At 61.2% G+C, this 19,040-nt stretch carries 18 protein-coding genes and 1 tRNA gene; 12 read left to right on the top strand and 7 right to left on the bottom strand.

Annotation, left to right across the window (positions count from 1 at the left end; all coding sequences use genetic code 11):
• Window positions 1-92 precede the first annotated feature (92 nt).
• The 3 genes from DXT88_RS16745 to DXT88_RS16735 all read left to right on the top strand — a co-directional run bounded on the left by DXT88_RS16745 (window position 93) and on the right by DXT88_RS16735 (window position 2,409).
• Complete coding sequence (locus DXT88_RS16745; protein WP_265215119.1) at window positions 93-1,136, top strand: NAD(P)H-dependent flavin oxidoreductase; 1,044 nt, start codon at window positions 93-95, stop codon at window positions 1,134-1,136.
• A 282-nt stretch (window positions 1,137-1,418) separates the two neighbouring features.
• On the top strand, window positions 1,419-1,640 hold the full coding sequence (locus tag DXT88_RS16740; RefSeq protein WP_029363300.1) for a hypothetical protein: 222 nt from the start codon (window positions 1,419-1,421) through the stop codon (window positions 1,638-1,640).
• A 367-nt stretch (window positions 1,641-2,007) separates the two neighbouring features.
• Window positions 2,008-2,409: a response regulator gene (locus tag DXT88_RS16735; RefSeq protein WP_016833583.1), complete on the top strand. Its 402-nt coding sequence runs from the start codon at window positions 2,008-2,010 to the stop codon at window positions 2,407-2,409.
• A gap of 63 nt (window positions 2,410-2,472) precedes the next feature.
• Here the strand turns inward: DXT88_RS16735 and DXT88_RS16730 are convergent, their stop codons facing one another.
• From DXT88_RS16730 to DXT88_RS16705, 6 genes are all read right to left on the bottom strand, one after another.
• Window positions 2,473-2,658 (bottom strand): hypothetical protein, encoded by a 186-nt coding sequence (locus DXT88_RS16730; RefSeq protein ID WP_016833584.1) that lies wholly within the window; start codon window positions 2,656-2,658, stop codon window positions 2,473-2,475.
• A 514-nt stretch (window positions 2,659-3,172) separates the two neighbouring features.
• Complete coding sequence (locus tag DXT88_RS16725) at window positions 3,173-3,460, bottom strand: hypothetical protein (protein WP_265215118.1); 288 nt, start codon at window positions 3,458-3,460, stop codon at window positions 3,173-3,175.
• Window positions 3,461-3,718: 258 nt separating this feature from the next.
• Window positions 3,719-5,308 (bottom strand): FAD-dependent monooxygenase, encoded by a 1,590-nt coding sequence (locus DXT88_RS16720; protein WP_265215116.1) that lies wholly within the window; start codon window positions 5,306-5,308, stop codon window positions 3,719-3,721.
• A gap of 35 nt (window positions 5,309-5,343) precedes the next feature.
• Window positions 5,344-6,084 carry an endonuclease/exonuclease/phosphatase family protein gene (locus DXT88_RS16715; protein ID WP_265215115.1) on the bottom strand — a complete coding sequence of 247 codons (741 nt, stop codon included), beginning with the start codon at window positions 6,082-6,084 and terminating at the stop codon, window positions 5,344-5,346.
• On the bottom strand, window positions 6,081-8,258 hold the full coding sequence (locus DXT88_RS16710) for a VTT domain-containing protein (RefSeq protein WP_265215113.1): 2,178 nt from the start codon (window positions 8,256-8,258) through the stop codon (window positions 6,081-6,083). Before DXT88_RS16710 ends, DXT88_RS16715 begins: the two co-directional genes overlap by 4 nt.
• A gap of 206 nt (window positions 8,259-8,464) precedes the next feature.
• A complete protein-coding gene (locus DXT88_RS16705) occupies window positions 8,465-9,247 on the bottom strand; it encodes an NAD(P)H-dependent oxidoreductase (protein WP_265215112.1) in 783 nt (260 codons plus the stop codon).
• A 94-nt stretch (window positions 9,248-9,341) separates the two neighbouring features.
• Here DXT88_RS16705 and DXT88_RS16700 point away from each other — a divergent pair, with 94 nt between their 5' ends.
• The 7 genes from DXT88_RS16700 to DXT88_RS16670 all read left to right on the top strand — a co-directional run bounded on the left by DXT88_RS16700 (window position 9,342) and on the right by DXT88_RS16670 (window position 17,398).
• Window positions 9,342-10,235: a LysR family transcriptional regulator gene (locus DXT88_RS16700; protein WP_265215111.1), complete on the top strand. Its 894-nt coding sequence runs from the start codon at window positions 9,342-9,344 to the stop codon at window positions 10,233-10,235.
• A 142-nt stretch (window positions 10,236-10,377) separates the two neighbouring features.
• Window positions 10,378-11,400, top strand: coding sequence for a LacI family DNA-binding transcriptional regulator (locus tag DXT88_RS16695; RefSeq protein WP_265215109.1), 1,023 nt, complete (start codon window positions 10,378-10,380; stop codon window positions 11,398-11,400).
• Between the two features lie 3 nt (window positions 11,401-11,403).
• On the top strand, window positions 11,404-12,903 hold the full coding sequence (locus DXT88_RS16690; RefSeq protein WP_265215107.1) for a sugar ABC transporter ATP-binding protein: 1,500 nt from the start codon (window positions 11,404-11,406) through the stop codon (window positions 12,901-12,903).
• Window positions 12,904-12,982: 79 nt separating this feature from the next.
• A complete protein-coding gene (locus DXT88_RS16685; RefSeq protein WP_016833595.1) occupies window positions 12,983-13,969 on the top strand; it encodes an ABC transporter permease in 987 nt (328 codons plus the stop codon).
• 129 nt (window positions 13,970-14,098) lie between these two features.
• The gene (locus DXT88_RS16680; RefSeq protein WP_016833596.1) at window positions 14,099-15,061 is read left to right on the top strand and encodes a substrate-binding domain-containing protein; all 963 of its coding nucleotides are present in this window, start codon (window positions 14,099-14,101) and stop codon (window positions 15,059-15,061) included.
• Between the two features lie 82 nt (window positions 15,062-15,143).
• On the top strand, window positions 15,144-16,199 hold the full coding sequence (locus DXT88_RS16675; protein WP_265215103.1) for a sugar phosphate isomerase/epimerase family protein: 1,056 nt from the start codon (window positions 15,144-15,146) through the stop codon (window positions 16,197-16,199).
• Between the two features lie 41 nt (window positions 16,200-16,240).
• A complete protein-coding gene (locus DXT88_RS16670) occupies window positions 16,241-17,398 on the top strand; it encodes a Gfo/Idh/MocA family protein (RefSeq protein WP_265215101.1) in 1,158 nt (385 codons plus the stop codon).
• 34 nt (window positions 17,399-17,432) lie between these two features.
• On the opposite strand, the gene DXT88_RS16665 is transcribed toward DXT88_RS16670, so the two are convergent.
• Window positions 17,433-17,525 (bottom strand) — tRNA-Leu (locus DXT88_RS16665).
• Window positions 17,526-17,760: 235 nt separating this feature from the next.
• On the opposite strand from DXT88_RS16665, the gene DXT88_RS16660 reads away from it, so the two are divergent.
• The gene (locus DXT88_RS16660; protein WP_029363302.1) at window positions 17,761-18,627 is read left to right on the top strand and encodes an alpha/beta fold hydrolase; all 867 of its coding nucleotides are present in this window, start codon (window positions 17,761-17,763) and stop codon (window positions 18,625-18,627) included.
• Window positions 18,628-18,669: 42 nt separating this feature from the next.
• The gene (locus DXT88_RS16655; RefSeq protein ID WP_016833602.1) at window positions 18,670-19,020 is read left to right on the top strand and encodes a RidA family protein; all 351 of its coding nucleotides are present in this window, start codon (window positions 18,670-18,672) and stop codon (window positions 19,018-19,020) included.
• Window positions 19,021-19,040: the final 20 nt, after the last annotated feature.

Raw genomic sequence — 19,040 nt, 5'->3', positions numbered from 1 at the left:
ATGACGTAAAAATTTCATTCGCTGCATGATCAGCCCCGCAGCGATTTAACGGCATCATGAAGCGCGGAAAAGAAGCGGGGACAGGAACACTCATGGAAACACTGCAAACATTGCTCGGCATCGAGTTGCCGTTGATTCAGGCGCCGCTGGCCGGGATTCAGGGCCACGCCATGGCCATCGCGGTCTCGAACGCCGGCGGGCTGGGCTCGCTGCCCTGTGCGATGCTGACACCCGAAACCCTGCGCAAGGAGCTTGAACTGATTCGCGCCGGCACCTCGAAACCCTATAACGTCAATTTCTTCGCCCACACGCCGCCGACGCCGGACGCCGCGCGCGAAGCCGCCTGGCGCGCCGCGCTGGCGCCGTACTATCGCGAGTTCGGGATCGATCCCGACACCATCCCGCAAGGCGCCGGCCGCGCACCATTTTCCACCGAGGCAGCCGAGTTGCTCAGCGAGTTCAAGCCGGCCGTCGTCAGCTTCCATTTCGGATTGCCGGATCAGGCTTTGCTGGATCGGGTGCGCAGCTGGGGCGCCAAAGTGCTGTGCTCTGCGACCACCGTCCCTGAAGCGCGCTGGCTGGAAGAGCAGGGTGTCGACGCCATCATCGCGCAAGGCATCGAAGCCGGCGGCCATCGCGGCTTTTTCCTCACGCACGACTTGTCGACGCAAATCGGCACTTTTGCCTTGCTGCCGCAAATCGTCCGCGCCGTAAACGTGCCGGTGATTGCCGCAGGCGGCATTGCCGACGCGGCCGGTGTCGCTGCCGCCAAGTCGCTGGGCGCGGCCGGCGTGCAGATCGGCACGTCCTACATGCTGACCCCGGAAGCCTCCACCAGTGCGCCGCATCGCGCTGCGCTCAAAGGCCCCGCCGCCGAACACACCGCGTTGACCACCTTGTTCACCGGCGGCCCGGCGCGCGGCATCGTCAACCGCGTAATGCGCGAGCTGGGACCGTTGAGCAGCGCAGCACAAGTGTTTCCGCTCGCCACCGCCGCGATTGCACCGTTGCGCAGCAAGGCTGAGGCCCAGGGCAGCGGTGATTTTTCACCGCTGTGGTCGGGGCAGAATGCGCGGGGCTGCAAGGAAATTCCTTCGGCCGACCTCACCCGCGAGCTGGCCGCCGGTTGGAAGTAAAAGCGTGTTTTGCGAGCTCGCATGGATCATTTGACCGGGATCATGTTTACGTAAAAATTGCATAAAAAGTCAGAAGATTTATTGTTTCTACATAGAAATCCGGTGTAATGTCTATTGCGCAATGCCAAGTTGCAATCAAGATACCGAAGTGAATGCGAGTCACGGGCTTGAAAGAATTGATGCATAGTATGGTGATGGACTTGATAAATTATTTCTGTTTGGAAATGGTTTGATCGCTGCATCAACCGTCAGATTCGACTAACCGACGAGCTAAAAACATCGATGGATAAAACAAAGAAAACGGAACTGGAGCGGATCCGTAGAGAATTGATCAACGCGCATAATCGCGCCGCATGGCATATGGCGGCGACGATCGTCAAGGCGTCGCTGGTCAAGGGCGGGATGGACGAACCGCCTACGGCAAGGGAGCTTGCCGATCTCAATGCGACGATCACCAATTTGCGCAGCGTCGCCGAAGACGCCATTGAACTGCTCAAAAAATAGGATTGCAAGGCGGCATCACCACCGGCGGCATCAATCCTGGCCTGTTTCCTGCTCTGGAAAGAGGCGGCGTATTTCCTGCAAGTTTGCTTTATCAATCTTCTGATCGGCGCACGGATAAATCACGTTTTTGCCGATATTGAACATGGCTTCGCCGGGAATGTCTTTACAATACAGTCCCGTAAAAATATTGTTTATTTATAAATATATAACTTAATTTTTTGGTGATTATTGCAATATCGATACCGCAGAGTATTGAAGTTTCCGGAAATGTTTTAAACTGGCAACAGATAAAAAATCTAGATAAAAATCTAGCTAAATCAAGATAGTCCCCTCGCTCTCACTAACTCGCAAGAATCAATTATCCAAAATGGCAGATGATCAATATTTCCTGGTGGTAGACGACTTTTCCACCATGAGGCGCATCGTAACCGGTTTGCTCAAAGAGCTTGAATTCACCAAGATGGCCGAGGCCGAAGACGGCGCCGCCGCGATGAAAGTGCTGGAAGGCGGCGCGGCCCCTATCACTTTCGTGCTGACCGACTGGAACATGCCCGTGATGGATGGCTTGGCCTTGCTGAAAAAAATTCGCGCGACACCGTCCCTGGCGCATTTGCCTGTGTTGATGATTACCGCTGAAGCGAAGAAGGAAAATATCGTCGAAGCAGCGCAAGCCGGTGCTGACGGTTATATCGTCAAGCCGTTCAATGCCGCTACGCTGAAAGATAAAATCGAAAAGATCATTCATCGTCGTGCCAATATGGCGACGTAACGACCGGTAAGACAGGCGGACCGGGCGGTCCGCATTGGACAGCGGGGCCGGGCTGCTTCGCCGTCAGCCGATGGCGAAGTAAGCGAGGATGTCGCCTTCAGTCCACGATTTGATCTCTGCACCTTTCAACAGCACCCGATATTCGGGTCGCTGTGTTCCATCCGCAGCCGCGATCGTGCGGCTTTGCAAAACATACTCAACATTGTTGATGATGGTCGGCAGTTCGACACATTCGTGACCGTCAGGCATTCTTCGTTCTCCTTGAATGACAAAATCGTAGCATGAACCCCTCACTTTTCGCGGGGCGTTTTATGCAAAACAGGTGAAATGTTTTTTCATTCTTGTCGATTTTTCAAAGAGCTGCGCAGAAAATATGCAATTCTGTAAATGAAACTGCATATTTATTGTCACCCCGACCATTGCCGTTTTCTTCATCTTCCTCCAGCGAGCAATACGATGCTTGCTTCCGTCTTTGCACAACTTTGCGACGTTTTACCGCGCGCCAACGAATTTCGCATGCACCGTTTTCTATACTTGGCGCATGCCTTGCGATAGCGCCGGGAAAAATTGAACGCGAGAGGAAACGGAATGACCTTCGACTGGCTCTTGCACGTATTGGCGGTGGTGGCGATCAGCGTATGCGCAGGTGCGATCTGGGTGGTGGCAAGGCAGGAATTGAGCGCTTGAAATGAGCGCTTGAGAAAATCCGGCTTGCGGCTACGACAGAGCGTCGCAGGGCAAGCCGGATGAGGGGGCGAGTGGGTTAGCCGCCGCTGCCGGCTCCGCCTGTACCCGCGCCACCGGAACCGCCGCCACTATTACCGCTGCCGCTGTTACCGCCGCCTGGCGGCTTGGGGGCGGCGCTGCTGTCCTTCGGTTGACGGCTCTTCTTGGTCGATTTGGTTTTCGACTTGGACATGTCCTTGTCGTTGGCGACGGTCTGAGCTGAATCATTGGTAGTACTGGTGCCGGCAGCACCGGTGCCCGCTTGGGCAAATGCGCCGCCGCTGAAAGTCGCGGCGACGAGAACTGCGATGAGCTTGGAATTCATAACGGTCTCCTTGATTGTGGACGCCAGGCAGACACCAAGCGTACCTGACCATCGTAAAGAAGAACCCTTGCCGCGACAGTCGGCTATCGCCGCAATTGCATGTCAGAAGAACGCTACCTGTGTCTGCAACATGATTTGCACCGGCGACCCCGGTTGTATGGTCCAGGTCGTGGATATCGAAAGCATCGTGCGCAACGTGTGCGGCGGCAACCTCGGGGGATGTCTCTTGCGAAGCCGCAAGCAGCGCACCTGCGCGCGTTACCGGTCTGCCGCAGGCGTAGGCGGGGTCGCGGTCATCCTGGAATCGCCGCCGTTACCGCCAATGTGCAGGCCGTGCTGCAGCAAGTAGCTCGTGAAAACTTGCTCGCCGCCTGCTGGATCCGCACACGCGACATAGGCATCGGGCCGCAGCAGATAGGCAGCGTCGCGTGCCAGTCCGGCGTGGTCGTGCTGCGCCGCCCAGTCAAACACATGCAAGGGGATACCGCGTGTGGCGGCCCATTCGGATAGTTCACCACGCGCCTGGCCATACACATGGACTTGCCATGCCGGCGTCGCCAGGCTGGCGAAATTGTCGCCGCCATGCGTCGGCGCCCACGGCAGTCGATCGCCGCCGTGCACACTGCCGGCCCGGCCTGCGCCGAGCGGGCCATGGCGATAGCTGATGGTCGTCTGCGACACCGTGCGGAACAGGAACTCGCGCGCCATCGGCAGGCGCACCGCGCGCGGCAGCAACGCCGGCGCAATGCGCGTACGCAGGACCTTTGCCAGATTCCCCGGCGACGTCGCCAGCGTGAAGGCGCGGTCGGTGGTCTGCACCAGGCGCCGCGCGAAAGTCAGGCGTTCCGCTTCATAACTATCCAGCAGACTGTCGCCGGCTTCACCGCGCAGGACCGCCGCCAGCTTCCACGCCAGGTTGATGGCGTCGCCGATGCCGGTGTTCATGCCCTGGCCGCCGACCGGACTATGCACATGGCCGGCATCGCCGGCGATGAAAGCGCGGCCGGCGCGGAAACGATCGGCCACGCGGTGATGCACGTGATAGCTGGAGAACCAGTTGACCTTGTCGACCTTGATTTTCATCTCGCGCAGGGCGCGTTCGGAGACGTCTTCAAAATTCAGCGCATCTGCTTGTCCATTGCGGTTCACTCTGTCTTCGCGGATGGTGCCGACCAGGCGCGCACTGCCGCCGTCATTCATGCCGAATACTGCGACGAAGTCTGCTTCGCTCAGGTCGACATGTACTTCGCCGTTCAGCGCCGGGCCGCTGCCTTCGATATCGGCAACGTAAAACAACTGGCGATACGTGCCGCCGGAAAAATCCGCTCCCAGGCTTTTGCGCACCATGGAATGCGCGCCGTCGCAGCCGACGATGTAGAGCGCATCACAAGTTTGTGCGCGACCGCCCGCATCGAGGTAGCGCGCGCTGACATGCGAACCGGCGTCGCTGTAATCGATGAAGTCGATGCCGCGTTCGATCACGATGCCGGCCACCTGCAGCCGCTCGGCCAGCAATTTTTCATGACGGTCTTGCGGCAAGATCTGCAGGAAAGGATAGGGCGTCAGGTCCTCGCCGATTGCGCCAAGTTGCACGTGCGCCTTGTGTTCACCTTCTGCCCACAGATTGAACGCCTGCGCCCGATGTCCTTCCGCCAATACGGCGTCGGCCAGGTCGAGCTGGCGGTACAACTCCAAGGTACGCGCCTGCATCACCAGCGCGCGCGAAGCAGTTCCGGGCGCAGCAGCCTTGTCGAGGATGCGCACACGCACGCCGAACTTGTTGAGCCACAACGCCAGCACCATGCCGGTGGGACCGGCGCCGACGATCAAGACTTCATGCTGTGCCATGGCAAACTCCTTCAATCTCAATGACGGCCGGGCTGCTAGGCATCGATATGCGCCACCAGCGGTAAATGGTCGGACGCGACACGCGCCAACGGGCTGGCGTGCACCTGCACTTTCAGCAAGCGGCGGCGCGGACTGATCCAGATGCGGTCGAGCGAAAACAGCGGCCAGCGCGCCGGAAAAGTGCGCGGCGCCGGCGCCGCCTCAAAGTGCGACACCAGCCAGCGCAGCGGCCGCCCCCAGACAAACCATTCGTTGACGTCGCCCATCAGGATCACCGGCATGCGATCGGTATCGAAGGCTTGCAGCAGGCGCTTGATCTGGTCGCGCCGTTCGGCAGGGCGCAGACCCAGATGCGTGGCCACCACGCGCAACGGCTGACCGTGGCAGGCGAGGTCGGCGTCGAGCGCACCGCGCGCTTCGCGGCTGCCGAACGACAAGTCGATGGCGCGCGTCGCCTGTACCGGATAGCGGCTCAGCACCGCATTGCCGTAGCGGCGCTGCGGCGTATCTTCGGTCGGGCCTTCGACGGCATGGAAGCCTGTAGCTTCCTGCAATACCTTCAGCACGTCGGCGCTTTCCGATCCGCCCAGCGGCACTTCCTGCAACGCGATGACGTCGGCGCCGATGTCGAGCAGAACCCGTGCGATGCGTTCAGGATCGAAGCGGCCGTCGGTGCCGATCGCGCTGTGGATATTGTAGGTGGCGACAGTGAGCGGCCAGGGGCTGGCCGGCGTCGTCTGTGCAGGTGGCGCCAGCACCGCGGCGACCTGATTCATCGGATGCTCCGCGGTTGTTGAGAAAATAACTTTTGCAAGCCCAACGCCATGCCGATCAGCAGCGCTGCCATGCCCGCCAGCAAGGCCACCGTCGTCAGGCTGGGATGGCGGATCGCCTCCGCCAGATTGTGCGCGAATGCGACCGTGACAATGATGCCGGGCGCCATGCCTAGGAACGTGCCGATCAGATAATCGCGCAAGCGCAGGTGCGACACGCCTGCCACCACATTGGCGATGGTGAACGGCGCCACCGGCAGCAGGCGGATCACCACCATGGCAGGAATGCCGCGTTGCGCGAAGCGCCGGCTCAGGCTGTTGACACGGCGGCCGAGCAATTGCTGCAGTGTCTCGCGGCCCAGCCAGACACCCAGGCCGAAGCCCGCCAGCGCGCTCAACAAGGATCCCGCCAGCGCATACAGCGCACCGTAGAACGGCCCGAACACGATGCCTGTGACTGCAATCAGCAAGGTCACCGGGAACATCAGCATGCCCGCCACCACATATACCGCCATCACCGCCAACGGCGTGAACGGCAGCGTTTCCAGACTGCGCGCCATGACGATCAGCGCGTTCAGGTTGAGCCACTCGCGCAGCGGCGTGAAGCGCCACGCCAGAGCCAGGGCCAGCAGCAGGATGCCGAATACGCCGAGGCCGATGAGCCGGCGCGGCACCGGCTTGCGGGCATGACCCGGCACGAACTGCGCAATCAGTTCATCGGGATTGATCGGCGTTTCCGGATCGAACATCACCTTGTCCGGCATGAGCGCTTCGATCTGCGGCAGCACGACAGGATCAAGCGCGATCAGGGTGCGACCGTTGCTCTGCAGCGCAGCGATGGTCGCGTGAAGGCTGGAGGTCTTGTCAATTTCTTGCCGGACCGTTTCCACGCCGACATCGAGATGCTCTGCCAGCAAGCGGTTGCGCATGCCGGCAATCGCGGTGCCGATACGCGCCTGCTGCGCTGCGTCGCCATGGGCTTCGATCACGAGATTGCATTCAGTGTCGTACGTCATTGAACGGTTGCTCATGTTGGCCGAGCCGACGCAGAACAAATGATCGTCGACCGCGAATACCTTGCTGTGGACATTGAGGCAGCCGTCCTGCTCGCCTGCCAGTTGCGGGCAATACATGCGATAGCGGCCGTGTTGATCTGCAGCTTTCAGGCGCTGATGAATGCGTGCGCGCAGATGGCCCATGGTGGCCTGCTCCAGCCAGCCGCTCTGGTTTTGCGGCGATACCACCACAACTTCCGGGGCATCGTCTTCAGCCAGGCGTGCCGCCAGCGCATCGTGCAGCACGTTGGAGGTGAAGTACTGGTTTTCGAAGAACAGCGAATGCCTGGCGGCGGCGATGGCATCCAGGTAAAGCTGGCGGATTTCATGGATGCCGCCGCCACCGTCGCGTTCAGGTTCGGTGCGGGCGATACCGATTTCAACGTCGCCCAAGTCAGGCTCCACACCGGTCGGCCACAGATCGTCGCCATCCTTCGCCTTGTTCGGCGGTAGCGCAGGTTTACAGCCGGCGCGGGTCCAGCGCTCACGCGCCAGTTCGCCGAGCGCGGCGGCGGCTTCGGCATCGACCATTGCCTGCACGTCGTGGAAGGGACCATATGGTTTATCGTCAATGTCGCGGCGCAAGGGTTGGTCAGGCGCATGCTCCGAAGTGTCCCAGCGGTTGCGTGTCAGGTCGATGCCGCCCGCAAATGCCAGTTTGTCGTCGATCACCACCACCTTCTGATGATGCGAAGCACCGACCGGGTGGCTGGCATCCATGTGGAAATAGAATCGGCGCCGCTTGCGCCAGCCGTGCTTGTAAGCCGGCGGCCATTCGCGTTCCAGCGCATACAGCATCGCAAAATCCCAGTTGAGGATATAGACGTGCAGCTGTGGACGTTCTTCAACCAGCGCGTTGAGGAAATCGCCCAGCGCCTCCGGATAGCCGTCGCCGGCGCCGCCCGGCGCCAGCCGCATGCGACTGTCGATGTCCCAACCCAGGATGAATACGCTGTGCCGCGCCTGCCGGACGGCTGCGCGCACCGCGCTGAAATAGGCGTCGGCGTCGATCAGCAGCTTGAAGCGGCGTGCCGGGGCGATGCGCCAGCAATTCTTGCCGGGCTCCAGCAGGCGAGGTCGGGATGGCGCTGGCCCGGTGTGCTCGGTGTGCTCGGTATACATCGATCCGCTGACCTTTCGGTAATGCCTGCGGCGCAGGCGCAATAAGGGATCTCAGCGTAGACCGGGCAGTCCGGCACGGGTATCGGCAAATGTCTTTTTCCAAAGTCAGACAAAAAGGAAACGGGCCGCTGCTTAAACGCCAACGAACGCAAACGAACGCAAACGCAAATATGAAATGTTGTGCGTTTGAAATCATCCCGCCCGGCTCAGGCATTCCGCACGTGTGCACCAAAGCCGGTCACACCAGGCGCAATCTCATCGCGCAGCGTCAGCGCCGGGATGGCGTAGTCGCCGGCGTTCTGCGGACGGAATGCAATTGGCGTAGCGCTTTCGAGCGTGTCGAGACGCTCGCCCAGGGCCTCGCAAATGCCCGCATAGCGCGCTGCATCGGTCTTGCCGGTGCGATACACGACGAAAGGAGGCAGCACGTCGAAGCCCGGGTAATACAGGATGCCGTGATGGATCGGAAACAGCAGGTCGTCGATCGGACCGTTGATGCCGCGCGCCGCATAGTGCGACTCCCAGCCGCCGGTAGTGACGATCACCATCGCGCGTTTTCCCGATAGCGTACCTTCGCCGAAACGATCGCCCCAGTGCGTGTCGGAATGTTCGCCGACGCCATAGGCGAAGCCATAAGCGTAGACGCGTTCCACCCAGCCTTTCATGATGGCCGGCATCGCATACCACCACAGCGGAAACTGCAGGATGACAGTGTCCGCCCAGCGCAGCTTGTCCTGCTCGCGCGCGATGTCCGCACTTTGCAAGCCGTTTTCAAAGGCGTGCTTCGACGCCAGCGAAGCATCGAAGCGTTCGCCGTTACGCGGCGCCAGGCTGTCGTCGACATCGAGCGGAGTTTTCCAGTTCATGGCATACAGGTCTGATACCTGGACGGCATGGCCGGACGCTTCCAGGCGGGCGACGGCGAAGTTCTTGAGGGAACCGTTGAGCGATCGGGGTTCGGGATGGGCGTAGACGATCAAGACATTCATGGCTGGCTTTCAAAAAGAGGAGCACCCAGCTTAGGTTTGCGTGAGGTATATTGGAAATGAATTTCTCATATTGCAGGTATTAAGAAGGCTGATCATGAACAAACTTCGCCAACTCGATCTGAATCTGCTGGTGACGCTGGATGTGCTGCTATCCGAGCACAACGTCACGCGCGCTGCGCAGCGGCTGAATTTTTCCCAACCATCGGTCAGCGTGCATCTGGCCAAGCTGCGCGAGATCTTCAGCGATCCTTTGTTGCTGCCGGGGCCGCGCGGCATGCAGCCGACCGCACGCGCCGAAGAATTGCGCGAACCCTTGCGTCTAGCCCTGCAGGCGCTCGAACGCGCGGTGGCGCCGGGAGGAGGATTCGATCCCGCCAGTGCAGACAATACCTGGCGCATCGCCGCCACCGATGCCAGCGAGACGGCAGTGTTGCTGCCGGCCTTGCCCGGATTGCGCGCTGCCGCGCCCGGTACGCGCCTGGCGGTGGTCGAGCTGGCGCCGGCGCGCATCGCGCGGCAGGCGGAGCAGGGCGAGATCGACCTGGCGTTCCATACCAGCGACGACGCGCCGCCGGGCATGCGCCAGCGCGTGTTGTTCCGCGAGCGCTATGTCCTGGTGGGACGCAGCGGCCATCCCAAACTCCGCCGCAAGCCGACGCCGGCGCAGTTTTGCGCGCTGGAACATGTGATCGTGTCGCCGGACGGCGGCGGTTTTCGCGGCGTCACCGACGATGCACTGGCGGCGGCAGGACTGACGCGCCGCGTGGTGTTGTCGGTGCCGCATTTCCTGTTCATGATGTCGGTGCTGGCCAATACCGACATGGTGGCGATGGTGCCGTCGCGCCTGATGCGCGGATCGGCGGCGCTGCAGGTGGTCGAGCCTCCCTTCGATGTCGCCGGTTACGACATGGCGATGCTGTGGCATGAACGTTCGCATCGCGATCCGGCGCATCAGTGGTTGCGCGATCATCTGGCGGCTTCCGTGTAGGCCTGCGGCGCAATTTGCCAGGACCTGCTGCCGCTCGTTTTCGGCATCAAATTCCGGCACTGCAACATGGATAGTTCTTGCATCGCAAATTAATTGGAACTATAAAAGTAATCGATTACATTTGTAGTTAAAGAACATTTCCATGCTCAGTCCCCATCTATCGACCGTAACCGGTCCGGTTTCGATCAGCGCCGTCGCCGACCATGCAGGCGTTTCGGTGGCGACTGTGTCGCGCGTCATGAACGATCAGCAAGGTGTGCGACCGAAAACACGCGACAAAGTACTGCTCTCCGTGGCCGCGCTGGGTTACCGCATGAACCATCTGGCGCGTAATTTACGCACGGCCGAAAGCCGCATGCTGTTGACGATGGTGCCGGACGTCGGCAACCCGTTTTATGCGCAGATCCTGCGTGGGATCGATACCGTGGCGCGTGAACACGGTTATTTTGTGCTGCTGTGCGACACGGGTGCGGATGAAGGGCGCGAGCGTTCTTATTTCGATCTGTTGCGCATGCACCGCGCTGATGGCGCCATCTGCCTCGACCCCGACACGATCCAGCACGCGCTGGCCAACGAAGCCGCGACCTTGCCATGGGTGGCCTGCTGCGAATTCGACCCGGCGATGCCGGTGCCGTATGTCGGCATCGACAACCGTCGCGCCGCAGCCGACGCGGTTGGTCACTTGTTGTCGCGCGGCCATCGGCGCATCGGCCTGATCAATTCGGATGAGCGTTATTCCTATGCCCGCCAGCGCCAGCTCGGGTATATGGACGCGCTCGCCGGCGCAGACCTGGACGCGCGCCCGCAATGGCGGCGCACGGTACAAAGCCTGGACTACGAAGCCGGCGCCGCGGCCGCGCTGGAAATGATGGCGCAGCCGGATGCACCGACGGCGATCTTCGCCGTCTCCGACACGCTCGCCATCGGCGTGCTGAGCGGCTTGCGCCAGCTCGGCAAGCGCGTGCCCGAGGACGTCGCGGTGATCGGCTTCGACGATATCGCCGTGGCGGCGCAAATTGATCCAGGCCTGAGCACCGTGGCACAGCCGATGCGCGCGCTCGGCGAAACCGCCGCGCGCTTGCTGTTGCAACGCCTGGCCGATCCGCAGATCGCGGTGCCGGGCGTCCTGCTCGACCATCAGCTGGTTTTGCGAGGGAGCACCTGAGCCATGAGCGTTGCCGTCAGTTTTCAACATGTTTGCAAGGACTTCGGCCCGGTGCGGGTGTTGCACGACATCAGCTTCGATCTCGTGCCGGGACGGGTGGTCGGCCTGCTGGGCGAGAACGGCGCCGGTAAATCGACACTGATGAAAATCCTTGCAGGCTATGAAGCCATCAGCGACGGACTTCTGCTGATCGATGGTCAGCCGCATCAGTTCAGCGACTCACGCGCGGCGGAGGCCTGCGGCATCGTGCTGATCCATCAGGAATTCAACCTGGCGGAGCACCTGACGATCGCCCAGAACATGTTCCTCGGCCACGAGAAGCGGTGTGACTGGCCGCGCGGCTGGCTGCTCGATGACGATGCCATGCGACGCGACGCCGCTCACTATTTGCAGCAGGTCGGCCTTGATCTTGATCCAGACACCAAAGTCAGCCAACTCATCGTGGCCGAAAAACAGCTGGTCGAAATCGCCCGTGCGCTGTCGCGCCAGGCTCGGCTGCTGATCATGGACGAGCCGACCGCGCCGCTGACGTCCAGCGAAACCGAGCGCCTGTTCGCCGTCATGGCGCAACTGAAGGCAGCAGGCACGACCATCCTGTACATCTCGCACAAGCTCGATGAAGTCGAACACAATACCGATGAAGTCATCGTCATGCGCGATGGCCGTTTCATCACGCGCGAACCGACCGAAGGCCTCACGCGCCAGCAGATGGCCAACCTCATGGTGGGACGCGATCTGTCCGACATGTTCCCCGCCAGGCAAGCGCCTGCAGCGGAGGCGCCGGTGCTGCTCAAGGTCGACAATCTGTGCGTGCCGGGCTGGGCGGACGGACTCAGTTTTGAAGTGCGCGCCGGCGAGATTCTCGGTTTTGCCGGCCTGGTCGGCGCAGGCCGCACCGAATCTTTCGAAGCGCTGTTCGGCCTGCGGGCGCGTAGCGCGGGCGCCATCTTCGTGCACGGCAAACCGGTAGCGCTGCGCAATCCGCGCGACGCCATGCGCCACGGCATGGCCTACCTGAGCGAAGATCGCAAGGGCAAGGGCCTGCATGTCAATCTCGGGTTACGCGAAAATCTCACCATGTCGACCATCGACCGCTATGCGCGGCCGTGGCTTGACGTCAATGCGGAGAAGCAGGCCCTGGTCGATGCGGCAAGCGCCTTCAATATCCGCACGCGCGATCTCGACAGCAAGGCGCGCATGCTGTCCGGCGGCAATCAGCAAAAGCTGGCGCTGGCCAAGTATCTGCATTCCGATCCGCAAGTCGTGGTGCTGGACGAGCCGACGCGCGGCGTCGACGTCGGCGCCAAACGCGACATCTATTTCCTGATTCATCGCCTGGCGGCGGAAGGCCGCGCCGTGATCGTGATCTCGTCCGAACTGATGGAACTGATCGGCCTGTGCCACCGCGTTGCGGTGATGCGCAACGGTCGCCTGCAAACCACGCTCGGCATCGAGCATCTGACCGAAGAGGAGCTGATCGCTCATGCAACCGGCACGCACTGAAGGTACTGACCGCACTGAAACTGAAACTGAAATTGAAACTGCAGCGGAACCCGCCAAGCCATCCCTCACTCGGACCGGCATGGCATCTGGCGCACGCGCATGGCGCGAACGCATCAAGGGCTTCGGTCCGGTGTTCGGCCTGGCGGCGCTCTGCATTGCCGGCACATTGCTCAACGGCGATTTCGCCACCGTCGACAACATGATGAACGTGCTTACGCGCACCGCCTTCATCGGCATCATCGCGGTCGGCATGAGCTTTGTGATCATCTCCGGCGGCATCGATCTGTCGGTGGGTTCGATGGCGGCGCTGATCGCCGGCTGCATGATTTTCCTGATGAACCGGCTGATGACGGGAGTGGAGGGCGTGACGCTGGCGCCGATCACGATCGTGGTGCTGGGTATCGCGATGGCGCTGGTGCTGGGTGCAGTCTTTGGGCTGATCCACGGTTTGCTGATCACCAAGGGCAACATCGAACCCTTTATCGTCACGCTCGGTACGCTGGGCATCTTCCGCGCCTTCCTGACCTATCTCGCCGACGGCGGCGCGCTGACGCTGGACGGCACCTTGTCTGATCTCTACGGGCCGGTGTATTACACCAGCCTGCTGGGCGTGCCGGTGCCGATCTGGGTCTTCCTGCTGGTGGCGGCGGCCGGTGCACTGATCCTCAACCGCACCGCGTTCGGTCGCCACGTCCAGGCGATCGGCTCCAACGAACAGGTTGCGCGTTATGCAGCGATTCAGGTCGTGCGGGTCAAGATCATTACCTACATGCTGGTGGGCATCTGCGTCGGGATTGCCACCGTGCTGTACGTGCCGCGCCTCGGCTCGGCGACCCCGTCCACCGGTTTGCTGTGGGAGCTCGAAGCGATCGCAGCAGTGGTGGTCGGCGGTACGGCGCTCAAGGGCGGCGAGGGACGCATCATCGGCACCGTGATCGGCGCCATCCTGCTCTCGGTCATCAGCAATATTCTGAACCTGACCAGCATCATCAGCGTGTACCTGAATGCAGCAGTACAGGGCATGGTGATCATCGCGGTGGCTTTCCTGCAGCGCGGCCGTAAGTAATTCAAGAACCCGCCGGCAGCAGGATGAGAGATAAGAATGAGAGATAAGCACGAGAGATAAGAGATCGACGGCTTTTTTGCCGTTTCAAAGGGCAACCGTACGGTGCCCCATCACCTGGAGGAGAGCAACATGAAAAGCATCATCCTTGCAATCGGCGCCGGTGTTCTGGCGCTCGGCGCAACTGCGACAACGGCGGTGCAAGCCGCCGAAAAAGTGGTCCTCGGCGTCGCCATCCCAACCGCCACGCACAGCTTCACGGCAGGTATTGTCTGGTGGGCCAACCAAGCCAAGGCAGAACTGGAAAAGGCGCATCCCGACATGAAAGTCATCGTCAAAACTGCCGCCACCGCGCCGGAGCAGGCGAATCAGCTGCAAGACATGCTAACCGTCAACAAGATCAATGCGCTGGTGATCTTCCCTATCGAATCCGCATCGCTGACGCAACCGGTCGCCCAGGTCAAGAATAAAGGCGTGTACGTCACCGTGGTCGATCGCGGGCTCACCACCACCGAAGCGCAAAACGCCTACATCGCAGGCGACAACACCGCCTTCGGCAAACTGCCGGCGGAATACCTCGTCAAATACCTCAACGGAAAAGGCGATATCGTCGTCCTGCGCGGCATGCCGACCACGCTCGACAATGAGCGCTTCGACGCCTTCAGCGCCGTCATCAAGAGTAACCCGGGCGTCAAGGTGCTCGATGCCAAATACGGCAACTGGAACCGCGACGATGCGTTCAAGGTGATGCAGGATTATCTGACCCGCTTCAAGCACATCGACGCCGTCTGGGCGGCGGACGACGACATGGCGATTGGCGTGCAGAAGGCCATCGAACAAGCCAAACGCACCGACATCAAACAAGTCTTCGGCGGCGCCGGCGCCAAAGGCGCAGTCAAGAAAATCATGGACGGCAGCGACAAGCTGATCACGGCCGACGTATCGTATTCGCCGAAGTTCATGTACGACGCCATCAAGCTGACCGCCGAAGCGCGTCTGAAGGGCGCCGCCTTGCCGCCCAAGACCATCATCCCGTCGGTACTCATCACCAAAGAGAACGCCAAGCAGTTTTACTTCCCTGATTCGCCGTTCTGAATTGTCGTCATGAACCATGGCGCGAAGCGGCCGACCGGCGAGCCGGTTAGTCCTTCGCGTTTTTAGTCCTAAAGGAAACGCCATGCAGACCATCCGCGGCCCGGCCATTTTTCTGGCGCAGTTCATGGGCGAAGAGCAACCGTTTGACTCGCTGGAGCACCTTGCCGTCTGGGCGTCGGGATTGGGATACAAGGCAGTGCAGCTGCCGACCGATCCGCGTTTGTTCGACCTGGCGCTGGCCGCCGGCAGCCAGCAATATTGCGACGATATTGCCGGCATGCTGGCCGGACACGGCTTGCAGATCAGTGAGCTGTCGACCCATTTGCAAGGCCAGCTGATCGCGGTCCATCCGGCCTATGATGCTTTGTTCGACGGCTTCGCGCCGGTACACGTGCGCGGCAATCCGGCGGCGCGCAGGGTGTGGGCGACCGAGCAGCTGATGTTCGCCGCCGAGGCTTCGCGGCGGCTTGACCTGCGCGCGCATGTCACGTTTTCCGGCGCGCTGGCCTGGCCTTATCTGTATCCGTGGCCGCAGCGTCCGGCCGGCCTGGTGGAAACCGCTTTCGCCGAACTCGGTCGACGCTGGCGTCCCATCCTGGACGCCTTCGACGCCGCCGGCGTTGACGTGTGCTACGAGCTGCATCCCGGCGAAGACTTGCACGACGGCGTCACCTTCGACCGTTTTCTGCAGGAGGTCGACGGTCATGCGCGCGCCAATATTCTGTACGACCCCAGTCACTTCGTCTTGCAGCAACTCGACTACCTGGCATTCATCGACATCTATCACGCGCGCATCAAGGCCTTCCACGTCAAGGATGCAGAATTTCGTCCCACTGGGCGGCAAGGCGTGTATGGCGGTTTTTCCGACTGGCGGGATCGCGCCGGCCGTTTCCGTTCGCTCGGCGATGGCCAGATCGATTTCAAGGCGATTTTTTCCAAACTGACGCAATACGATTATCCCGGTTGGGCGGTGCTGGAATGGGAATGCTGTCTCAAGCATCCGCAAGACGGTGCGGCCGAGGGCGCGGAATTTATCCGCAAGCACATCATCCGGGTGGCGCAACACGCCTTCGACGATTTTGCCGGCAGCACGGTGCGGCAGGAACAGATCAATCAATTGCTGGGCCTGGCGCGCTGAGCGCCGCCGGGCAACCCATGCAAGCCATCACGGAGCAGGAAATGCACAGACGTTTGAGATTAGGCATGGTCGGCGGCGGCAACGGCGCCTTTATCGGCGCGGTGCATCGCATCGCCGCCCGTCTCGATGATGGCTACGAACTGGTGGCCGGCGCCTTGTCGTCCGATCCGCAGCGCGCCAGCGAGAGCGCCGCGCTGGCGCGTATCGCGCCCGAACGCAGCTACGACGACTACCGTGTTATGGCGCAGGCCGAGGCAGCGCGCGCCGATGGCATCGACGTGGTCGCCATCGTCACGCCCAACCATTTGCATGCACCGGTCGCCACCGCGTTTCTGGAAGCTGGTATCCATGTCATCTGCGACAAGCCGCTCGGCATTTCATTGGCCGAGGGCCGCGTCCTGGCCGAGCTGGCGCGCAGTCGCAACAAGTTGTTCGCCCTGACGCATACCTACACCGGCTATCCCATGGCGAGGCATGCCAAGGCGATGGTGGAAGCCGGCGCCATCGGCGAACTGCGCCTGGTGCAGGTCGAGTATTCACAAGACTGGCTGGCGGCTCGCATCGGCAGCGCGGATGGCGCCGGCAATGGTCCGCAGGACAACTGGCATAACGATCCGCTACGCGCCGGCCCGGGCGGCACCTTGTCCGACGTCGGCACCCATGCCTATCATCTCGCCCACTTCATCAGCGGTCAGAAACCCGACCGCCTGCTCGCGGAACTCAGCACATTCGTGCCGGGCCGTCCGCTGGACGATCATGTGCAGGTGATGTTGCGCTACCCCGGCGGCGCGCGCGGCACGCTATGGGCCAGCCAGGTCGCAACCGGCTGTGAAAACACGGTGCGTCTGCGCCTGTTCGGCAGCAAGGCGCAGCTGGATTTCAATCAGGAAAAGCCCGCCGAACTCTGGTACACCCCACAGGGCGGCAATCCGCAAAAGCTTACGCCCGGCCGTGTAGACAGTGCAGCTGCAGCCCATGCCACGCGGGTACCGGCCGGTCATCCCGAAGGCTACCTGGAGGCCTTTGCCCAACTCTATACCGATGCCGCCCTGCAGATCGCCGCGCTCGACGCCGGCCTGCCGTTGCCGCAGGAAGCCCGCTGGCTACCCACCGTGGCAGACGGCGTCGACGGCATGGCTTTTGTGGAAGCAGTGTTGCGCAGTCATCGCAATGATGCGGAATGGACCAGCATCGGCTAAGAGAGCCAAATCACACTTGCGGTGAACTGTTTCTTGGTGCCTGAGACCGGAATCGAACCGGTACGCCCCTTTCCAGGTAAGCGGCGGATTTTAAGTCCGCTGTGTCTACCAATTTCACCACTCAGGCTTTGAGTGTTTCCGGCGCAGGCGGCCGGAAAAGGAACGCATTATAGCAGCGACTTTGGCCGGATTTGCGCGAATGTTTCCGCTGCATCATGCATTTCGCCATTTCTATCGATGCAGGGCACATCCGCGCGCATCGGCTTGCACCGGCGCGGATTGCCGCTGTCCGCCATTTCCAGTCTGTAACATCCACGCAGGTAGTAAAATGTGGACTATTCCAATTCAAATCGGTTGAGACCATGACGCAAGCTGTATTGAAGACAGTTCAATGTATTTCGCCTGCCGGTTTGCATTCCATGGCTTACAAAGAGTGGGGCGATCCGCATAATCCGAATGTGCTGGTCTGCGTCCACGGCGTCACGCGCGTGAGCGACGATTTTGACGTGATGGCGCGCGACTTGTGCGACACCTATCGGGTGGTGTGTCCCGACGTGGTCGGGCGCGGTCGTTCCGGACGCCTGGGCAATCCGCAGCATTACGCGATTCCGCAGTACGTCAGCGACATGGTCACGCTGCTGGCGCGGCTCGACGCCGACAGCGTCGACTGGTTCGGCACCTCGATGGGCGGCCTGATCGGCATGGGGCTGGCTTCCTTGCCGGACAATCCGGTGCGGCGCCTGGTGCTCAACGATATCGGCCCGTCCATCAACGGCTCGGCGCTGGCGCGCATCGGTGAATACATCGGCCAGGATGTGCGCTTCGCCACGTTCGAGGAAGCCGCGTTATATATCCGCACGATTTCAGCGAGCTTCGGTCCGCATACGGATGAAGAGTGGCACAAGCTGGCAAGCGACGTCCTGCGCCAGGACGAAGAGGGTAAATGGAAGCGTCATTACGACTTGCGCCTGGCCGAACCGTTCAAGAGCATGACGCCGGAAGCGGCCAGCATCGGCGAAGCCATGCTGTGGGCCGCCTACGATGCGATTCGCTGTCCGACGCTGCTGGTGCGCGGCGCGCAATCCGACCTGTTGCTGCCCGAGGTGGCGCAGGCCATGACACAACGCGGTCCCAAGGCCAAACTGGTGGAGCTGGAGGGCGTCGGCCATGCGCCGACGTTCATGCACGCCCAGCAAATCCAGGTCGCCAAGGACTTTTTGCTCGGTTGATTGCATCCCCGACCGGGCTCTTATTGATTGAAAGGAAACATCATGACAGTTCAACGTCTGCACGTCGGCAAGCGTCTTTCCGAAGCCGCCATTCATAACGGCACCGTCTACCTGGCGGGCCAGATCGCCGAAGACACCACCCAGAACATCGAAGGCCAGACGCGCGAAGTGCTGGGCCACATCGATCGCCTGCTGGCCGAAGCCGGCAGCAGCAAGGAACATATCCTGTCGTGCCAGATCTATATCGCCGACGTCAAGGATTTCGAAGGCATGAACGCCGTGTGGGACGCCTGGGTGGCAAGCGGCAACACGCCGCCGCGCGCGACCGTCGAAGCCAAGCTGGCGCGTCCGGAATTGCTGGTCGAGATCATCATCGTCGCCGCACAGAAGTAATCTTTCAACGCAACCTCAAC

The organism is Herbaspirillum lusitanum, from assembly GCF_026127345.1.
GTDB classification, from domain to species: Bacteria; Pseudomonadota; Gammaproteobacteria; order Burkholderiales; family Burkholderiaceae_D; genus Herbaspirillum; species Herbaspirillum lusitanum.
This window is presented reverse-complemented; position numbering and strand designations above follow the sequence as displayed.